Here is an 18,249-nt window from a genome sequence, read left to right as displayed (position 1 = left end):
CTTGCTCAGTCGCGGGCTATGGCCACAAGCGCCATCATGTGCTCGCACGGCCCTTGCATCAGCTTGTTCTGTTTGTAGAAATAACACGTGCATTCGCCTTGCTCGATCCGCCCGTCATGATCGAGGACCACTTGGGGCTCCACCGACCGGTTGCTCGTCCGGACACTACCATAGAGCGTTACGCCGCTGGCCGACGCTTCTTTGCGGGAGAGGCTCACATGTCCCTGTTGCACCAATTTCTTCGCTTTTTCCTCACGCGGATTAGCGTACCGCAACTGATCCACTGGCAAGGGGTCGCGCGTCAATTCACGCAGGCGGTAACGGCCGATCTCCAAATCGAACATCACCCTGCCGGCACTACACAGCTGGCGCAATGCCGCTTGTACCGTAGGCACCGGCAAACCGGTCCACTCTGCCAATGATTCCGCTGTCGCCGTCTTTTTCCATTTCATCTTGGAAAAAACTTGTTTGCTCTCTTCAGGCGTCACCTGCGCCGAACTGCCGATCAGCAAATCGAAGTTGCCGGCACCGGCCCAGTCGTTGCGGGTCCAACCAGACAAGCCCAATGTGAAACTGAGATTGCCCAAGTCAGCCACATAAAAACTAGGCAATCCCGTGCCCAACAGGTTGACGGTGATCTTGCGGGACAGCGGCAGCAACCGTTCCAATAAGAAGAGGCGGCGGCGCCCCCAAGTGCGAATCTCTTGCTTGGTGTCTCCCAGATAGACGGAATCACTAAACGTCATCACTTCGTTCCACGGTTCGATGACCACTTGCACCGGTTGACCCGGCTTGAGCAGAAACTTGAGCGAACGCGGGCTGTGCCGTTCTTTGTGCCGGCGTAAAAAGGTGCAGAGATTGTACAGATCGATCGGCTTCACATCGAAGGTGACCGCCGGCATCGTCATTGCTGATTGAACTTGGAGAAAACCGCGAATCCAGCTGACAGGCACATCGATTTTCTTCTCTTTGTACACTTCCCGTCCTTCCGTCGCCACTTCAAAGCCCGATGGATCCACTTGAAATTCAGTGGGACGGTATGAGCGGATGCGTTGAATTTCATTGAGCAACGCATCCGAAAAATCAATGTTGGTCGTGCCATAGGCGAAATCCTTCACATCGTCAAACAGTTCGGAATGAACCGCCAACCGTCCGTAGGAAGACTCGTCCAACGAAAAGGCTTCAAAGAAAACTTGGTCAGGCGCGACGGTGATGACGGGATCGAGGACAAACCAAGCGTCAGGATCGTTATGGTACAACCAATTGAAATACCGGGCCCGCGCTTTGTAATAAGGGCCCATGCGTTTAGCGCGCATGCGATCCAATTCTTGTATGCGTTGACGGATAAGCAGCATCCGCGCCGCTTCACCCGACTCTGTACCCATCGTGTCGATCAGGTCCAACACATACTGTTGTTGCACCCACTCTTGATAAGCTCGATGATCCTTCGGTTTTACATTCAAATCTGAAACAACGACATCGCGCAGCGCAATCATGGCGTCGCGGTAGCGGATGGGATCTTTGATTCGGCCTTGGAAAAACGTAGGCTCTCGACCCAGATCCGGGGCAAAGTCAACCAGTGTACGACCGCCTACATGACTGATGTTGCTTGCTTTGGCATAGGTCTGTTGAAATTGCATGCGTTCTCCTCCTTGCTGTGAATTATTCCAACGTCAACGGTGTCTGAATGTGTGGATAGCGCATTTGGATTTGTGTGAGCAGATGAACGATCCGTTCAAAATCCTGCCGCCCGAAATTGCGCACCATGTCATTCAACAGAGGCACCATCGCTTCTGCACATTCCTGTTTCTCCAATGCCAGTCTCTCCAACAGCGCGAAAGCCATGTTTTTGGCACGCCGTCCCTGATGCACACGGAAAAACACAGTCCGAAAAAACAACTCTAACTCAGTCATGCGTTGAGCCGTCCATGTCAGCTGGTCACCAAGAGCTAAGGCGAACTCCTGAACCTCCAGATACGGACTTTCACTGGCCCGCATCATCAGTTCCGTCAAGTCGAGACGTGTCAGATGGCGGTCAATCAACTCCATGGCCAAAGCGCGAATATCCCGGCGGGCGGTATCCAACAGGCCGTAAATCAATTCCGGGGTCTGTTCGTCAGTGGGAAGAGCAGTCACGATACGCATTGCCCATTCCCGTGTGTCATCCCAATCGGTCTCCATCACATTGACCAACAAATCGGGAGACCAAATCAAACGCAATTTTTCCAACATATGCCGCGCTGCTGCACGAATCTCTGCCAAGGGGCGATGTGCGAGATCGACCAGTTGTTGCAATGTGAAATCGTGCGGTTTCGGTTCAATCAGAGCCAGCAGTTGCGCACCGAAAGCCTGCATAGCATGCTCTTGATGCTGTAACAAAGCAAGCACTTGGCTGATTGGGGTCTCCCGTAATTCCTCAAAGAACAATTTCCCTAGCAACACGTCACGGATATAATTACGCACCAGCGCATTTTCATTTTCATCCAGCATCATTTCCCACAAGCGAGGCAAAAGAGCAGGATAAAAAGGTACGACCCAAAGCAAACGATCCGACAAAAAGCGAGTAGTAAACGCTTGCACTCGGCTGTTCGGTGTTTTGATCAAGGCGAGCAAAAAATCCAAATCCAGCTTCAGTTTTTCGAAATACTTCTCAAACAGCGCCTCTGTTTGCTGTTGCACTTCATTATTGGCTGAAGAGAGGAACGGGAGCAACTCGACACCTGTGACCCCCTGTTGTTCCACATCCAATTCTTCCAACAACAGCGCCAACAAATCTTCCTTCATTCTATACATGTAAGACCAACGGCTACCGCTGTCTTGCAATTGCTTGATCAATGCCATGTTCGCAAATTCACTCACATAGGGCCGACAATGGCTCCGCAACAAATCGATACAACCCGTGGCCCGCCAATAATCGCTTCCATCTTTAATGATGTCGATGATCCGCCGGGTGATTTTCAGGTTAAACTCGCGGGGCAGTTTCTGTGCATTCTTCCCGAACCATTCGGCCGCTTTATCACGCACCGTTTGATCTATATGGAACAGCAGTTCCTCCAGCAAGGTAAGATCCGCCTTGCCGTTGCCCGCCAAGATATAGTTCTCCAATATCCATGCCAGTGCGGCTTTGCTGCGTTTGTCATGCTCATCATCCAAAAGATTCATCCATTTTTCACGCGGCACCCGATTCAGATAATCCCGATTTCCATGCCGGAGCGCAGTCCAAGCAAAGCTGATCACTGTGCCTGACGAGGCTTTTGTGAATAACCGCCACAATTCGTCCGCGTGTTGATCCCATAGGTCGGGAAACGCTTCTTCCCTGCGATCGAGCCCGTCGATCGGCACAAACACACCCTCCCACTGCAACCGCTTCGGCTTAAACGTTTGGCTGCGGTGAAACAGCAGATGGTTGAACAGCCAAAGATGATTGTACCTTCTGCCGTACAACCACTTACCGTTTTCGTATTTTGACACGTACCTCGCATCTTGGTCTTCATATTGCAACAACGCTTCCACGGCAAAGCGGATGTACGCCGGATTCCCCGCTTTCCCCAGTTCCCGCAAATAACGCCAACAGCGGCGCCGCAAGTAATAATGCGTTTTGTCGGAGTAAACCTCCACTTCTTGTCCAGCGGCGGTTCGAAGCCGCTTGTTCCCTTTTCGCTCCAGGTCAAAGCGATGAGCGAGGATCGCCCACGTTTCGGCGTCTCCCTTTTTCTCTGCAAGCTTGAAGATCGCTTTTACATAGCGGAAATACACAGCATCAAATGGTATGAGCGCATTCCGTCTACCCCCACGCCATTTCACCTGCAATTTGCTGGAGATCATATGTCTCTGAAATTCAAAAAATCGACGTTGCAGATCATAGATATCGGACTGATAACTCAATAGTTTGCGCACCGCTTTCCGTGCCAGGGGATGCCCAGATACGTACAACGTCCACAGCCACGAGCCGTCTTGCGGATCAAGCTGTGCGATATCTTCTTCCGGCAAACTGAGCTTTTGCCAACTTCCTTTGTTGTAATCCCAAACTTGCACCTCCCCATTCAACAGAAAAGCGAACTTAAGCAGTTCATCAATCACCGCCGGATCATTCCGGTTCAGCATCGCTTGGATTCTCGCGGGCAGCGGGGCCTTGGGTTCTTCTTTTTCCCACCAAGTGTCATGGGTTGCAAATTCTCGCTCTGCTTGGGCTAACATCAAACTCTTTTTCTCCTGGTCAGCCATTCCCCATCCTCCTTAAGTAAAAAGAATGCCCGACCCGGATCCCCGAGTCAGGCATGAATCACTTTGTCTACTAACAGTCTTCGGATCTGGGTTCGCACTGAATAAGCCCTAGTGCACCCCCTTAGTCGTTAGGTCCGGCTACGCCTGCTTAGGCAGAACCTAACGCACTAAGGGGTGCACTAGGGCTGACTAAGTAACGCGGAGCCGGGTGATGAATGTTTTCCATCATGTCCTGCACAGCGTATCACCGTGCAAACGGCTAGACAAAGTCTTCTTTTATGTACAAATAGTATTATGAATTAATCGAATTGAAATGTCAATACAAAATAATTTAAGCGATGCAAATCCTTACAATCCTTCATCTGACCCAGCACTTCCTCCAGCGCCCGCGCTGGGTTAAAATGATGATGCAACCCACATTGCGCCAAATCGACACCTCTACGAACCATTCGGCTTATGACATCAAGGGAGTGACAACATGAAAGTTCAGCCTTATCAGGCCAAGCTGGACCAACTCACCCCACGTGAGAGGCAAACCTATTTTGAACTGGTCCGGTTGGCGGCTCCGGAGGAAATGATCCATCCAGAGTACCAAGTTCTCATTCCCAAAGGGGCTTGCATCATTTCCTACCGGCAATTGGAAAAATACCTCGACCTGACGCGGTCAACCATCCGGCGTGCCTTAGTTCGGTTGGCAGACCGCGATTTCATCGAATTGACCCATTTGGGGCAACTCAAAGGAAAAGACGGATTGCATTATCGCACCATGGTGAAAATCAAACGCTATGAACCGCTCCCGACACACACTGAGGTTAGTGATCAGGAGCCTTCCCCAGTAGTAGGGCTGATCAAGTTGGAATGTGATCACCTCACCCAACGGTTCGACAGCTTGCAAACTTACCTGGCACAGAACCGGACACGCCTCACCCCTACGGAGCGAGCCCAATTGGACCAGATCATCGCGGCCTACCAAGCCGCACTCAATGTGGTCGGTGGCAACAAAGAGTCTTTCCGACGGTAACTAAGCATTAGTGAATGAGGGATGGAACCATTATGGAAAACCGGGAAATGCTATTGGAAGCATTAAAAGAAATAGAAAAATGGGAACAAGATCAAAAGGATTTGTGGTTTTGGGAAAAATTAGGCAGAATCCCTTTCGCCCTGCTCGACCGCATCACTCCCAACATCGTGCATGAATGGCTAGGCAAAATTCTCGATGAATTGGGGGGCTACATCCAAACAGGCGGGCAGTATTTGATCAGCGATAAAGAAATTATCACTCAACTGGCCAAAGAAGCCCAACTTCGTCCCGATTACCTCGCATTGGACAAAGTGCCAGCTCTTCCGCTTCACACGATGGATAAAGTGGCGGAGGAATTGAAAGAATCACGCAAGCAATTCGCCACCATGCAAGGAGCGACAACGGGCTTTGGCGGAGTATTCACCCTAGCTATTGACATCCCCGCCCTCTTGGGCCTTTCACTGAAGGTTCTGCAAGAGATGGCGCTAAGTTACGGCTACAATCCCAAGGACAAACATGAGCGCATTTTCATCGTCAAATGCCTGCAATTCGCTTCCAGTGACTTCGTCGGCAAGCAAGCGATCATCAAAGAACTAGCGGCGGCCGAAACAGCACAAGTTGGCGAATCCATCTCCAAATTGGAGGGGTGGCGCGAAGTGATCTTTACTTACCGGGACAACTATGGCTGGAAAAAACTGTTCCAGCTCGTTCCCGTCGTAGGAATCATCTTCGGCGCCTACATCAACCGTTCCACCATCGATGAAGTGGCGGAAGCAGGACAAATGCTCTACCGCAAACGCCGGGTCTTGGAAAAATTAGCCCGCATGGACAGCGATGATGGATTGGCAAAATACAATTTATGAAAAGCAAACGGCCTCCGACGGGAGACCGTTTTTTGTTCACATGACTGGGATTGGCCATTCGATGGTTACTTCATTTTTTCAACAAACAGGGAATATTTTTCAACCCAACCATCCAGAATAATGATTGCGTCAAAAACGGGCTAACAACCTATTTCCCCAAAGAACCGCTACCCGTAGCGGCCACCCCTACCTTCGCCGATTCTTCGATCAGAGCTACCACCAACTCCGCCGCTTTCACCAACTCTTTGATCGGCATCCGTTCACTGGTGGTGTGGATGTTCTGATAACCGATGCCCAAATTCACTGTGGGAATGCCGTGCCCGGCGATCACGTTAGCATCGCTCCCCCCACCGCTGGCGCCAATGCGGGGCGTGCGGCCAATGCGCATAACCGCTTCTTTGGCTTTTTGCACCACCAGATCCTCTTCGGAAAAGTGGAATGAAGGGTACAAGGTACGTGTTTCCACTTCGGCTTTGGCGTTGAATTCCTCAGCCGCTTCATGAAATGCTTGTACCATGCTGTCCACTTGCCGGCGCAATTTCTCCGGATTGCGGCTACGCGCTTCAGCTAAGATTTCGACCCGCTCCGGAATCACATTGGATGCAGTGCCTCCTTGGAAGCGACCGATGTTGGCCGTCGTCTCTTCGTCAATCCGGCCCAAGCGCATTTTGGAGATGGCCCGACTGGCTACTTGGATGGCGCTAATCCCATCTTCAGGGTTCACACCTGCATGCGCCGCTTTGCCATAAATGGTTGCTAGCACTTTTACTTGCGACGGAGCCGACGTGATGATTTCGCCCACCTCTCCATCGGAATCCATGGCAAACCCGAAATCGGCGTCTACCAGAGACATATCCAGATGGCGAGACCCAATCAAACCAGATTCTTCCCCGGCAGTGATGAGCAATTGGATTTGTCCGTGAGGAAGCCCTTTTTCTTTCAACAGGCGGATTCCCTCCAACAGTGCTGCCAAGCCGGCTTTATCATCCGCACCAAGGATGGTGGTGCCGTCGGATTCGATCACATCGCCGTTGATTTGCGGCTTGATCCCTTTGCCCGGAGCGACGGTGTCCATATGGCAGGTAAAATAGATCTTAGGTGCCCCCGGAACCGTTCCTTTCAGTGTCGCCACCAAATTGCCCGCGCCATGCCCCGTCAATTGAGCAGAGCCATCCTCAACCACATCTAACCCCAACTCCGTCAGTTTTTGGGTCAGAAGGTCACAAATGGCTCTTTCCTCACCTGTCTCACTATCCGTTTTTACTAATTCTATAAATTCATCGATTAAACGCTGTTGGTCTACCACGCGTTACTCCTCCAATCACCCGATAAAATTACTACCTATTTTACCATGACTCAATTCAACTTGTTGGCAACCAAAGACCTAAAATCAGGCAAAAAACGTGGATCTTTGGTTATTGACAGCGGTTTGGCGAAAAAAGCCTGTACAAAGCTATAAAATTTGCCATTTTTTTGCCAGTTGTTCGCTTTGTAATCCGAAATTTTTCAGCAACTCCTCATTACTCATTCTATATTTAAATGAAACAATTTTCTAGAGCGTGTCTGATGCATAGGCCAGCGGCTCCAAAACCATTTTCTCATTCGCTTCACGCGTGACGAGGCGCTCCTCGAGAAAAGGTTTTTCCGCCGCTTCTTCCCTACCAACTTGATATGCCAGACACACCCTAGTGCTATTTTCCTCCACTCCGGTAGTTAGAAGATTGCCACATCATGGGAAAACTGGCTTTGCCCCTATTATGTCCAATTTAATTTTTTTTATTCACATACAATAGAAAAAGCACCGGGGCCAGAGACGGCCTCGCCAGTGCTTCTCATCCCTATCACAAAGGGATGTTTCCATGCTTTTTAGCTGGACGGCTTTCCTGTTTCTGTTCCAGCATTTCCAGAGCGCTGATCAGTTTTTGTCTGGTGGCGCGCGGATCGATCACATCATCCACCATGCCATGCGCCGCGGCCACATAGGGGTTGGAAAACTTTTCGCGATATTCCGCGATCCGCCGCTGTCTGGTCTCTTCCGGCTGTTCACTGTCCGCAATCTCACGTTGGAAGATGATATTGGCCGCGCCTTCCGCGCCCATCACCGCAATTTCGGCGCAGGGCCAGGCGTACACCAGATCAGCCCCAATCGCTTTACTGTTCAGCGCCACATAAGCGCCGCCAAATGCTTTGCGCAGGATCACTGTAATCTTGGGTACAGTCGCCTCCGAATATGCGTACAAGATCTTGGCGCCGTGCCGGATGATGCCATGGTGCTCCTGATTTACGCCTGGGAAAAAGCCAGTGACGTCGACAAACGTGATCAACGGGATGTTGAAGCAATCGCAAAAACGGATAAAGCGGCTCAGCTTATCCGACGAATCAATATCCAAACTTCCCGCCATCACTTTCGGCTGATTGGCAACAAGGCCCACGGTGCGTCCCGCGATCCGACCAAAACCGACGACGATGTTACGGGCGAAATGACGATGCACTTCCATAAAATCTCCTTGATCCACCACCGCTTGAATCACTTCCCGCACATCATAAACGCGCGTTCCTTCCACCGGCACCTTATCGGCCAGCGCTTCTACCCAGTCATCTCCTTGCTCCTCCCACTCCCGACGGGGTGGATTTTCCCGGTTGCTCTGTGGCAGATAAGTACACAGCCGCCGCACCTCCTCCAACACTTCCGTTTCCGTAGGCGCGGTGAAATGAACATTGCCGCTCATAGTAGCGTGCATTTTTGCTCCACCCAATTCCTCCGCCGTGATCTTCTCCTTGGTGACAGCCTCGATCACCTTGGGACCGGTGATAAACATCTGACTTGTATCCTCTACCATAAACACGAAGTCGGTGATCGCGGGGGAATAGACTGCACCACCCGCACATGGCCCCAAGATCACCGATATCTGCGGAATCACGCCAGAATAAATCGAGTTGCGATAGAAGATATGGCCATAACCATCCAACGATACGACTCCTTCTTGGATGCGTGCTCCTCCCGAGTCGTTCAGGCCGATGATCGGTGCTCCGTTTTTCGCCGCCAAATCCATCACTTTGGCAATTTTCAAGGCATGCATTTCCCCCAGCGCCCCACCAAACACGGTGAAATCCTGGGCAAATACATACACGAGCCGGCCGTGGATCTTTCCGTAGCCCGTCACCACCCCTTCACCGGGAGCTTCCGTGTGCTCCATGCCAAAGTGCGTGGCGCGGTGTTCCACAAACGCATTTAATTCAACAAATGAGCCCTCGTCCAGCAAAAGGTCGAGCCGTTCCCGGGCCGTCAGTTTCCCGCGCTTGTGTTGCGACCGGATCCGCAGTTCTCCTCCGCCTAGCTCCACTTTGCTCCGTTTGGCTTCCATCTCTTCAATTTTCTTGTACATATCCATTGATGTCACATCCTCATTCTGCGTTTTCCCGCGCTTCGCACAATTCTAGTAATACGCCGCCCGTTGATTTTGGATGAAGAAAAGCGATATTCATCTGGTGCGCACCGGGTTTGGGCTCTTCATTGATCAGGCGAACCCCCCGCTCAGCCACTTCCCGCAACCTGGTTTTGATGTCACTCACTTCAAGGGCGACATGATGGATTCCCTCGCCGTACCGCACCAGATATTTGTGGATAGCACTCTCTTTGGACATCGGCTCAAGCAGTTCAATCCGGCTTTCCCCGATGCGCAAGAAACCGACCCGCACCTGTTCACTTTCCACCTCCTCCATGCCTTCCAAAGTTAATCCCAGTACTTCTTGGTACCAGGCGCAAGCCTTCTTCAAATCCCAAACCGCAATGCCGATATGACTGATTTTTTGAGGGGGGCACTTCATGCCTGAACCCCCTTTTCCTTGACCACTCGCCGGATGAATTCAGCTGTTTCTGTCGTTGTCGTGCCGGATGTAAACACTTCGGCCACACCTTGCTCTTTCAGGTACGCAATATCTTCTTGTGGAATGACTCCGCCCCCGACAACCACTATGTCGTCGGCCTGTTGTTCCCTGAGCAACCGCACCACTTCGGGAAACAGTTCATTATGGGCTCCAGACAAACAAGATAATCCGATCACATCCACATCTTCTTGAATCGCGGTGGCGACAATTTGCGCCGGAGTCTGTCGCAAACCGGTGTAAATCACTTCCATCCCTTCATCCCGCAAAGCTTGGGCGATGATTAGCGCCCCGCGATCATGCCCGTCTAAACCAGGCTTGGCTATGAGTACGCGAATTGGTCGATTCATGTCCATTTCCTCCTAGACTGGTTTATATTCACCAAACACCGCTCTCAATGTGTTGCAGATTTCACCCACTGTGGCATACGCTTTGACTGCCTCCAGTATGCTAGGCATCACATTTTCCGTTCCCGCCGCAGCCTGTTTAAGCCGCGCCAACGCCTGGTTCACCGCTTCTTGATCGCGCGTCGCCCGCAATTCTTTCAACGCCGCGATCTGTTCTTTGGCAAAGGCCGGGTTGACCCGCAGAAGTGGCGGTTGCGTTTCATTCTCCAAGGTGAACTTGTTCACCCCCACCACCACTTCTTCACCGCGCTCGATTTTCCGTTGTGTTTCCAGCGCTACCCGGCGAATTTCCCGTTGCATAAACCCTTGCTCCACAGCATGCACCGCTCCCCCTAACTCATCAATCCGCTTGATCAGCGCTTCTGCCTCTTGCTCGATCTGGTCTGTCAGCGTCTCGATGTAGTGGGAACCGCCCAACGGGTCCACTGTGTCGGCCACGCCGCTTTCGTAAGCGATAATCTGTTGCGTGCGCAGGGCGATTCGCGCCGACTCTTCCGTGGGCAAGGCCAAAGCTTCATCCCTGGCGTTGGTGTGCAAGCTCTGCGTTCCCCCAAGCACTGCCGCCAACGCTTGCAGGGTGACCCGCACAATGTTGTTGTCCGGCTGTTGCGCAGTCAATGTCGACCCACCCGTCTGGGTATGGAACCGAAGCTGTAACGAGCGCTCGTTCGACGCATGGAAACGATGTTTCATGATTTTAGCCCATAACCTTCTTGCGGCGCGGAATTTGGCGATTTCTTCAAAAAAGTGGTTGTGCGCGTTGAAGAAAAAAGAGAGTCGCGGCGCAAATTGGTCTACTTCCAAGCCCGCCTCCAAGGCCGCTTCCACATATTGAATGCCGTTGGCCAAAGTGAAAGCGACTTCTTGCACGGCGGTGGATCCGGCTTCGCGAATGTGGTAGCCGCTGATGCTGATCGTGTTCCACTTGGGTACATGTTCCGCACAATACTGAAAAATGTCAGTGATCAAGCGCATCGACGGTTGGGGCGGAAAAATGTAGGTGCCCCGCGCAATGTACTCTTTGAGGATGTCGTTTTGAATGGTGCCGCGTAACTGCTCCGGCTTAACGCCTTGCTTTTCGCCAACGGCAATCACCATCGCTAACAAAATCGCTGCAGGGGCATTGATGGTCATCGACGTGCTAACTTGATCCAAGGGAATCCCCGCAAACAATTGTTCCATGTCCCGAAGGGAATCGATCGCCACCCCTACTTTCCCCACTTCTCCCATCGCCATGGGATCATCAGAGTCATAGCCGATTTGGGTCGGAAGATCGAAAGCAACGCTCAAGCCCGATTGCCCCTGTTGCAACAGATATCGAAACCGCTCATTTGTTTCTTTGGCTGATCCGAACCCGGCGTACTGGCGCATCGTCCAAAGGCGACTGCGGTACATGGTCGGGTGTATCCCGCGCGTATAAGGGAATTCACCGGGCCATTCTTCCCGTGCTTCGTGTTCGGTGTATAAGCGTTCCACTTCAATGCCAGAGAGGGTGGTGAATGATTGCTTGCGTTCTGGCGCTTTCTCTAACCAGCGAACGGTTTTTTCTTCCCATCGACTTTTTGCGCTTTTATTTTCCATATGAATGCTATCCCCCTCATCATAATAAAACGCTTTCACTTCTTAATATATCAAATATTACGTTTGTTTGAACGAAGTTTTCGCAAAGAGGCGATTTCATGGACTTTATCCCAAAGGTTGGATACAATAGGATGTTGTGAGGTGAATCAATCGTGAAGCCAAAATGGATCAAAGTGACGGTATATGTGCTTGTTCTCTCGCTTCTCGTTTCAACCCTTGCCACCGGAGCCTATCTCTTTCTATAATTCATAAAGGGTGCGTATGTTAATCAGGAAATGAATCGATTATACTATGTACTGATGAGCGCAAAAGCCCAAGCGCAAACAACAGAAGGCAGGTGAAAATGCAATGGAATACTTCATGGTACCTCTTCTTGTCATCATTTCGATCCTGTCGATCCGCGGTGTCATAGACAATAAAAAGATCGGCAACAAACCGGGCGTTATTATCGGGGGCGTCTTCACACTCGCTTTGGTTGGTGTCACCCTGCTGTCCCTGTATGACTTGTTTGTAGGCATTCAGTAAACCCTACATATGCCAAGCTCCCATCTACGTGTTGGGAGCTTTTTTCTTCAAAAAGGGGCTACGGTTTTCTGATTTTCATTTATAATAATATTTGGGAACGGTTTATTCAGACTATTTCGCGGAAGGGGGATATCCTGCTTGGATTCTTTCTTTTACCGCCGGAGGAGTCCGAAACAAAAGAGAGGCCGCATCGTGCCGCCCAGTCCCCGGATCCCCGCAAGGGCTCATCGCAAGCATCCAGTCAAAGAGGCTAACCGTCGGCTTTTCATACCAAACGGTAAGCATTCCTTTTTCTTGACTGTGCCCGCATCGCAAAACGAGTGGAGGCCCGATGGAAACTATACTTGGCAAAGGGAGGAACAAATCCGATGGATGGCTTGGCTTCAAGCCGTGTTCACTAGGACGAAGCTCCACGTGTTCAAAGAAACGACGGCTTATCAAATCACGTGCGCAGACGGGACTAGCATCCCCCTCAATCATTTCATCCATAAGATAGACAACCCCAATCTTCCTGCCGCTTCCGGCAAGCTCATCACCTTGATTGGACAAGTAACCCGAATTCATAACACTCGCAACACTCACCACCTCACCCTTTCCGGAAACCACGCCAACCAATCCTGCGAGCTCATTCTTTCCCGCTTCACCCATGCCGAAACCGCGATACGTCAATTGCAAGGGCGATGGATCGCTTGTTGTGGATACCTGCACACGCAAGAAAACCAACGCCAGATGAATATCCACTCCCTGCCGCACCAACTGACATTACTTAGCGGCGATCCCTCCATCACATTGCCCTTGCCGCGCATCCAACCGGATGCCATCACGCAAGCGATGATGCGGCACACTCCTTATAAGCCGCTTACCCACTCACGTGTTCGGCACACGTATGCCACCGGCTGGCGTTCCCTCGTTTCCGACCTGAACCAAGATATCCGCGCTCTCAAAGGAAAATTGGCCCAATTGCAAAAATTAGGCGCCTCCACCGAACATGAATGGCGAAAGCAACAAGCCAAATACAAAGCGTCCAAAGGAAAGTGGAACCCGCAGGCCTCTCTGTCAGTATGGTCCAAACTAGGTCTTACCTGTATGCGTAAAAACGCATGTCACGAGCGCGATCAAGCCTTTTTCCACACCTTCGCCCACGAGATTTTGTCCCTGTCCCGGAAACGACGCTCTGTTCAGGAGAAAATCGAGATACTTAAAGTGCAGCTGGCACGCAAAGAAGCGGAGTGGATTGAGCTGAACAAGCTAACGTGGTTGGAGAAAGATTTTGTCCCTCCTGCCGATGCCATATTGCACCTTCTTCCGCTCACCTCGCAAACCGTCGCGATTGTGGCCACTTGCGTCACCGTGACCGCGGAGCAGATTTCTTTGCGGAGCGAACTGTATGTGTACAAATACCACGGCGATGTGCCCTGCCCTTGCGCCAAACTGTCCGGGCCTTCCGTCAAGTTGACTCACTCCTCGTTCCCGGCTCAACTCCAGAGCTACTGGAGCAAAGTCCAGGCGCAATTGCGCCGTTACCAGTTCCCAGAACCTCAGCATAAACGCGTCCTTTAACAACGACAAGGAGCCTTCCGGCGCGCCGGAGGCTCCTTGCTGTGCAACCATCTTCCGATTATTCCATTTTATCGCCAAACACCTCGTGCGTGCAGGCGATGACTTGCTCCATCACTTCATTCATGTCAACGGGTTTTCCCAACTGTTCCTGCATAGAAGTGACCCCATACTCCTTAATTCCGCACGGGACAATCATCTGGAAATAACGCAAATCGGTATTTACGTTTAACGCGAACCCATGGCTAGTAATATAGCCGCGACGGTTGCGGCCTCGGTTAAATTTGACGCCGATCGCCGCGATTTTCACATCCCCCACCCACGCACCGGTATAAGCTTCTTTCCGTCCAGCTTCAATCCCGAACCGCTTCAGGGTACGAATCAATACTTCCTCTAGATCCCGCAAATACCCATGGGCGTTGTTTCCACGTTCCCCCAAGTGGAACAGTGGATAACCCACCAACTGGCCCGGTCCGTGGTAAGTAACGTCGCCGCCACGGTCAATTTCAACCAACTGAACACCTTGTTGCTGGTAATAATCAGGCGAAAAAATGATGTTTTCCTGATGGGAACCGCGCCCCAGCGTGATGGTGTGGGGGTGTTCCAACAATAGCAATTGGTTGTCTAGTCGACCCTGATCAATCGCTTGCACGAGTTCTTTCTGTTTGTCCCAGGCCTCCATGTATGGAAACATGCCTAACCGTTGCACCTCAAAGTCCATCTGTGTCACCTTCTCCATGTCGAAAAGGCATCCCCTGACAGGATGCCGTTCATCATTTGCTGGAAGGAGACAGACGCAACCGTCCGCTCCTTCCAGCTATTGTATCACAAGAAAACGTGGGAATGTCAGATTTGGCTGTCCGGCCCATACGCTTCCAAACGCTCTTTCACGCGCTTCAGGAAGCGTCCGGCCATCAGGCCATCCAAAATGCGGTGGTCAAGCGACATACAGATGTTCATCATATCCCGCACCGCGAACATGTTGTCCCCAAACACCACTGGCCGTTTCACGATCGATTCGAATGAGAGAATAGCCGCTTGTGGGGCATTGATAATCGGTGCCGACAGGACAGAGCCAAACGAGCCGGTGTTGTTGACCGTAAACGTGCCGCCCTGCATGTCTTTCAACTCCAGTTTGCCGGCGCGGGTCTTCTCTGCCAATTGGTTCACCGCTTTGGTCAACCCCAAAATGCTTTTCTCATCCGCGTTATGAATTACCGGAACATACAATGCGTCGTCCGTGGCCACGGCGATGGAAATGTTGATATCTTTCTTCAGAATGATCCGGTCTCCATCCCAAACGGAGTTCAGCTGTGGAAACTCTTTCAGGGAGTCAACCACCGCTTTGATGAAAAATGGCATAAAGGTGAGGTTGACACCTTCACGCTGTTTGAACTCGTGTTTCAACCGATTGCGCAACGCAACCAAACCAGTAACGTCCACTTCCATCATCGTCCAAGCATGTGGAGCCTCATGTTTGCTCTGCACCATGCGTTGTGCGATCGTTTTCCGCACGCCCGTCACCGGAATTTCACGGTCGCCATTTTCCAATACAACGCCTGTTTTTGCCGGAGCCGCTGGGGTGGTGGAAGCGGTCACAGCTTCGCGCGCCGGAGCGGCCGCTGGTGTCGCCGGTGCGACAGGGGCCTCTGGCGCTGGTACTTGGGCAGCAGTTGCAACAGCTGGTTGCGTACCGCCTTGCTCAATGGCCTTAAGCACATCTTTTCTGGTAATGCGGCCTCCTTTGCCCGTTCCCTGAAGTTGAGTCAAATCAATGCCATGCTCTTGGGACAAGCGCAAAACGGCCGGAGAATAACGATGCTTGTTGGAGTTGTCGCCGGCGGTGTCTGCTTTCGCTTTTGACGTCTCCTTAGCGGCCGGAGCAACGGAGCCAGCGGAAGCGGCGGCGGGCTTACTTTCCGCAGCGCCTTCGCCTTCCGTTTCGATACGACAAATCAATTGGCCGACTTCAACCGTTTCGCCTTCTTGGGCGATAATCTCCACCATCACGCCATCAAACGTCGATGGCACTTCTGCATTCACTTTGTCAGTGGACACTTCGCAGATCGGTTCATATTTTTCTACCCGGTCCCCCGGTTGTTTCAGCCACTTCGCAATGGTGCCTTCCACGACACTCTCGCCGAGTTGCGGCATTTTGATATCAGTTGCCATAATTGTCCTCCTCTGTAGCCAGCCTAGAATTCTGCCAGTTCACGAATCGCCGCTACGATTTTATCTGGATTCAGCATAAATTCTTTTTCAAGCGGTGGGCTGTATGGCATAGCAGGCACATCAGGGCCGCACAGACGCTTAATCGGCGCGTCCAACTCAAAGAAGGCTTCTTCCGCGATAATGGAAGCAACTTCTCCCCCAAAGCCCCCTGTTTTGTTGTCTTCATGAACGATCAAGACTTTACCGGTTTTCGCCACCGCTTCCAGGATGGCTTCCTTATCCAACGGCACCAGGGTGCGCAAATCAAGCACATGCACACTGATCCCTTCTTGGGCCAATTGCTCTGCTGCTTGCAGGGCGAAGTGCAAAGTCAGGCCGTAAGAGATAACCGTGACATCCGCCCCTTCCCGTTTCACGTCGGCTTTACCGATCGGAACCGTATAATCCTCAACAGGCACTTCCCCTTTGATCAGCCGGTAGCAACGCTTATGTTCAAAGAAGAGCACCGGATCTTCATCCCGGATGGCCGCTTTCAACAAGCCTTTCACATCGTAAGGGGTGGAAGGCATGACGATCTTCAATCCCGGCACACCCGTGAAAATCTTCTCCACACTTTGCGAATGATAAAGCGCCCCGTGGACACCGCCACCGTATGGAGCCCGAATCACGAGCGGACATTGCCAGTCCCCGTTGGAACGGTAACGGATTTTTGCCGCTTCACTAATGATTTGGTTCACGGCAGGCATAATAAAATCAGCGAATTGCATTTCGGCAACTGGGCGCAAGCCGTAAGCGGCGGCACCAATCGACACGCCGGCGATGGCCGATTCCGTCAATGGCGTATCCAAGACCCGATCAGCGCCAAATTCTTCAATCAAGCCAGCGGTCGCGCGGAACACCCCGCCGCGTACCCCAACGTCTTCCCCCAGCACAAACACGCGCGGATCGCGCTTCATCTCTTCCATCAGAGCCTGCGTTACGGCATCAATATATGAAATAACGGGCATATCTCTCTCCTCCTGCCTTAAGCATAAACATGCTTATACGTTTCTTGCGGATCCGGATACGGCGCCTGCTCCGCGTAATCGGTCGCCTCATCCACTTCGCGATTGATTTCGGCCAAGAGCGCCTGCTCTTTCTCTTCCGTCAACACACCATGTTGCAGCAAGTAATCTTTGAATTGGAGCAAGGAATCTTTCTTTTTCGCTTCTTCCACTTCTTCCCGGCTACGGTAGGTGCGGTCATCGTCGTCACTGGAATGGGGCACCAAACGATAAGCCACCGCTTCGATCAAGGTTGGCCCATCCCCGCGCCGCGCACGTTCGACGGCCTCTTTCATCGCCTTGTAGACTTCCAGCGGGTTGTTTCCGTCCACTCGTACCCCTGGGAATCCGTAACCTTCGGCGCGTTTCCAGATTTCGCCGCCCGCCACTTGCTTATCCAGTGGCACTGAAATGGCGTATTTGTTGTTCTCCACCATGAAGATGACCGGCAAATTGTGCACGCCTGCAAAGTTGCAGGCTTCATGCCAATCGCCTTGGTTGCTAGATCCTTCACCGCACGTGGTCAACACAACATGGTCTTTCTTTTCCAATTTTCCAGCGTACGCAATGCCCACCGCGTGCAATACTTGGGTTGTAACAGGGCTGGAGCCGGTCAAGATGCGGAAACGTTTGTCACCGTAATGCCCCGGCATTTGGCGCCCGCCACTGTTTGGATCTTCCGCCTTGGCGAAAGCGGACAGCATTTGATCTTTAGCCGACTGCCCGAAAGCCAGCACCATCCCTAAATCGCGGTAGTACGGGCAAAGCCAGTCTTTCTCACGATCCAACGCGAAGGCCGCGCCGACCTGAATCGCTTCTTGTCCTTGGCAGGAGATCACAAACGGGATTTTACCCGCACGGTTCAACTTCCACATGCGTTCGTCAATTTTGCGGGCCAAAAGCATCGTGCGGTACATTTCCAGCACTTGCTCATCGCTTAACCCCAATTCTTTATGGTTCAATTCGCTCAT

The 18,249-nt window shown here is 51.8% G+C and carries 16 protein-coding genes; 5 read left to right on the top strand and 11 right to left on the bottom strand.

Annotated elements, in window-relative coordinates:
• Nucleotides 1–5: 5 nt before the first annotated feature.
• Together QQZ12_RS13080 and QQZ12_RS13075 are read right to left on the bottom strand one after the other, a co-directional pair.
• Entirely contained in the window at nt 6–1,640 is a 1,635-nt protein-coding gene (locus QQZ12_RS13080; protein WP_284724527.1) for an SWIM zinc finger family protein, read from the bottom strand.
• Between the two features lie 22 nt (nt 1,641–1,662).
• Nucleotides 1,663–4,224 (bottom strand): hypothetical protein, encoded by a 2,562-nt coding sequence (locus QQZ12_RS13075; RefSeq protein ID WP_284724526.1) that lies wholly within the window; start codon nt 4,222–4,224, stop codon nt 1,663–1,665.
• Between the two features lie 478 nt (nt 4,225–4,702).
• Between QQZ12_RS13075 and QQZ12_RS13070 the strand changes: the two genes are divergently transcribed.
• Both QQZ12_RS13070 and QQZ12_RS13065 read left to right on the top strand, forming a co-directional pair.
• The gene (locus tag QQZ12_RS13070) at nt 4,703–5,245 is read left to right on the top strand and encodes a hypothetical protein (RefSeq protein WP_284724525.1); all 543 of its coding nucleotides are present in this window, start codon (nt 4,703–4,705) and stop codon (nt 5,243–5,245) included.
• A 32-nt stretch (nt 5,246–5,277) separates the two neighbouring features.
• Nucleotides 5,278–6,108: an EcsC family protein gene (locus tag QQZ12_RS13065; RefSeq protein WP_102992171.1), complete on the top strand. Its 831-nt coding sequence runs from the start codon at nt 5,278–5,280 to the stop codon at nt 6,106–6,108.
• A gap of 148 nt (nt 6,109–6,256) precedes the next feature.
• Here the strand turns inward: QQZ12_RS13065 and QQZ12_RS13060 are convergent, their stop codons facing one another.
• From QQZ12_RS13060 to QQZ12_RS13040, 5 genes are all read right to left on the bottom strand, one after another.
• Nucleotides 6,257–7,414, bottom strand: a complete 1,158-nt coding sequence (locus tag QQZ12_RS13060) for a M20/M25/M40 family metallo-hydrolase (protein WP_284724524.1) — start codon at nt 7,412–7,414, stop codon at nt 6,257–6,259.
• Nucleotides 7,415–7,949: 535 nt separating this feature from the next.
• On the bottom strand, nt 7,950–9,494 hold the full coding sequence (locus tag QQZ12_RS13055; protein ID WP_284724540.1) for an acyl-CoA carboxylase subunit beta: 1,545 nt from the start codon (nt 9,492–9,494) through the stop codon (nt 7,950–7,952).
• A gap of 19 nt (nt 9,495–9,513) precedes the next feature.
• Nucleotides 9,514–9,936: a methylmalonyl-CoA epimerase gene (gene mce, locus QQZ12_RS13050; RefSeq protein ID WP_284724523.1), complete on the bottom strand. Its 423-nt coding sequence runs from the start codon at nt 9,934–9,936 to the stop codon at nt 9,514–9,516.
• The gene (locus QQZ12_RS13045; protein ID WP_029071794.1) at nt 9,933–10,343 is read right to left on the bottom strand and encodes a cobalamin B12-binding domain-containing protein; all 411 of its coding nucleotides are present in this window, start codon (nt 10,341–10,343) and stop codon (nt 9,933–9,935) included. The genes mce and QQZ12_RS13045 overlap by 4 nt, the downstream gene beginning before the upstream one ends.
• 12 nt (nt 10,344–10,355) lie before the next feature.
• A complete protein-coding gene (locus QQZ12_RS13040; protein WP_102992167.1) occupies nt 10,356–11,981 on the bottom strand; it encodes an acyl-CoA mutase large subunit family protein in 1,626 nt (541 codons plus the stop codon).
• A 152-nt stretch (nt 11,982–12,133) separates the two neighbouring features.
• On the opposite strand from QQZ12_RS13040, the gene prli42 reads away from it, so the two are divergent.
• The 3 genes from prli42 (at nt 12,134) to QQZ12_RS13025 (ending at nt 14,066) form a co-directional block, all read left to right on the top strand.
• On the top strand, nt 12,134–12,226 hold the full coding sequence (gene prli42, locus QQZ12_RS13035; protein ID WP_154987287.1) for a stressosome-associated protein Prli42: 93 nt from the start codon (nt 12,134–12,136) through the stop codon (nt 12,224–12,226).
• Nucleotides 12,227–12,329: 103 nt separating this feature from the next.
• Entirely contained in the window at nt 12,330–12,506 is a 177-nt protein-coding gene (locus tag QQZ12_RS13030) for a hypothetical protein (RefSeq protein WP_022736197.1), read from the top strand.
• A 372-nt stretch (nt 12,507–12,878) separates the two neighbouring features.
• Nucleotides 12,879–14,066: a hypothetical protein gene (locus tag QQZ12_RS13025; RefSeq protein WP_284724522.1), complete on the top strand. Its 1,188-nt coding sequence runs from the start codon at nt 12,879–12,881 to the stop codon at nt 14,064–14,066.
• 58 nt (nt 14,067–14,124) lie between these two features.
• Here QQZ12_RS13025 and lipB read toward each other — a convergent pair whose 3' ends face one another.
• From lipB to QQZ12_RS13005, 4 genes are all read right to left on the bottom strand, one after another.
• Complete coding sequence (gene lipB / locus QQZ12_RS13020) at nt 14,125–14,802, bottom strand: lipoyl(octanoyl) transferase LipB (RefSeq protein ID WP_102992165.1); 678 nt, start codon at nt 14,800–14,802, stop codon at nt 14,125–14,127.
• Nucleotides 14,803–14,909: 107 nt separating this feature from the next.
• Nucleotides 14,910–16,235, bottom strand: a complete 1,326-nt coding sequence (locus tag QQZ12_RS13015; protein ID WP_102992164.1) for a dihydrolipoamide acetyltransferase family protein — start codon at nt 16,233–16,235, stop codon at nt 14,910–14,912.
• Nucleotides 16,236–16,258: 23 nt separating this feature from the next.
• A complete protein-coding gene (locus QQZ12_RS13010) occupies nt 16,259–17,242 on the bottom strand; it encodes an alpha-ketoacid dehydrogenase subunit beta (protein ID WP_284724521.1) in 984 nt (327 codons plus the stop codon).
• Nucleotides 17,243–17,259: 17 nt separating this feature from the next.
• A complete protein-coding gene (locus QQZ12_RS13005) occupies nt 17,260–18,249 on the bottom strand; it encodes a thiamine pyrophosphate-dependent dehydrogenase E1 component subunit alpha (protein ID WP_284724520.1) in 990 nt (329 codons plus the stop codon).

The sequence above is a fragment of the Laceyella tengchongensis genome (assembly GCF_900182735.1).
Lineage (GTDB): Bacteria > Bacillota > Bacilli > Thermoactinomycetales > Thermoactinomycetaceae > Laceyella > Laceyella tengchongensis.
The sequence above is the reverse complement of the archived record's forward strand: the minus strand, read 5'-3'. Positions and strand labels throughout refer to the sequence as shown.